General features: G+C 33.1%; 1 protein-coding gene and 2 pseudogenes. All 3 read right to left on the minus strand.

Translation table 11 applies throughout. From position 1 onward, the window contains the following. A pseudogene (locus ABWO04_RS11770) lies at positions 1-103 on the minus strand (DNA primase); the annotation flags it as partial. 87 nt (positions 104-190) lie between these two features. Next, on the minus strand, positions 191-1165 hold the full coding sequence (locus ABWO04_RS11775) for a deoxyhypusine synthase family protein (protein WP_353079878.1): 975 nt from the start codon (positions 1163-1165) through the stop codon (positions 191-193). A 5-nt stretch (positions 1166-1170) separates the two neighbouring features. Continuing rightward, positions 1171-1624 (minus strand): annotated as a pseudogene (locus ABWO04_RS11780) (arginine decarboxylase); the annotation flags it as partial.

Consider the following 1624-nt stretch of genomic DNA (forward strand, 5'->3'; position numbering starts at 1 on the left):
ATCGAATAATATCCGAATCATCATATCCATCAGGAAATTTTTCAACCAATAGGTTTAAAATCTCGTTTGTTAATTTTGCGTACTCTACAATTACTCTCTTCATTTCTTGTTTGCCTTAATCAATTTTAATTGTCAAATTTAGTATTCTAATTTTAAAATTTAAATTTTTTTAAAACTTTTTTTTTTCTTATTACCAACCTAAAATGTAAGCAAAGATTAGAGGTGTCACTATAGTTGCATCCGATTCTACGATAAATTTAGGTGTATCAATATCTAATTTTCCCCAAGTAATTTTTTCATTTGGAACGGCTCCAGAATACGATCCATAACTTGTAGTTGAATCTGAAATCTGACAGAAATAACTCCAAAATGGTACATCATGCATTTCCATATCTTGATATAACATTGGTACAACACAAATAGGGAAATCTCCTGCAATTCCACCACCAACTTGGAAAAATCCAATTCCTTTACCTGCGCAATTTTTTGGGTACCAATCTGCCAACCACATCATGTATTCAATACCGCTTTTAGTAGTTGATGCTTTAAATTCTCCTTTGATGCAGTAAGATGCGAAAATGTTACCCATAGTACTATCTTCCCAACCTGGAACCACAATAGGTAAGTTCTTTTCTGCAGCAGCAACCATCCAAGAGTCTTTAGGATCAATTTCGTAATATTGCTCTAAAACCCCTGAATTAATCATTTGGTACATAAATTCGTGCGGAAAATATCTCTCGTTGTTTTTGTCTGCTTTGTTCCAAATATCATATAAATGTTGTTGCAAACGACGAAACGCTTCTTCTTCAGGAATACACGTGTCTGTAACTCTGTTGAAATGATTGTCTAACAACTCTCTTTCTTCTTCTGGAGATAAATCTCTATAATTTGGTACTCTTTTGTATGAATTGTGTGCCACTAAATTCATAATATCTTCTTCTAAATTGGCACCTGTACAAGAAATAATATGAATTTTATCTTGTCGAATCATTTCTGCTAATGATTTTCCTAACTCAGCGGTACTCATGGCGCCCGCTAACGTTACCATCATTTTCCCGTTGTCTAACAAATGGGTTTCATATCCTTTTGCAGCATCTACTAAAGCAGCCGCATTAAAATGTAAATAATGTTTTTCTACAAACTGACTAATTGGTCCTTTACTCATGGGGTTTATTTATTATCGTTTTTGTTTTTGTTGTATCCTAAAATTTCTAAGACTTGTTCGGCATTTTGTTGTTCGGAAAAGACTTCTGTTGCAAAAATTCCGTTTTTGTCTTTGTCAATTAAAATATGTTTGGGTTGTGGTAAAATACAATGACTTAAACCGCCATAACCGCCAATACTTTCTTGATATGCTCCTGTATTAAAAAAGCCAATATATAATGGTTTTTCTTTATTATATTTTGGCAAATACACGGCATTCATGTGTTGTTCGGAGTTGTAATAATCGTCTCCATCACACGTTAATCCACCTAAAAGTACTCTTTCATAAATGTCATTCCAGCGATTTACGGCTAACATGACAAATCGTTTATTAATAGCCCAAGTATCTGGTAATGTGGTAATAAAAGAGGAGTCAATCATGTTCCAGTTTTCTCTATCATTTTGTTTCTTTTGATATAAA

This window comes from Flavobacterium sp., assembly GCF_040382755.1.
Lineage (GTDB): Bacteria > Bacteroidota > Bacteroidia > Flavobacteriales > Flavobacteriaceae > Flavobacterium.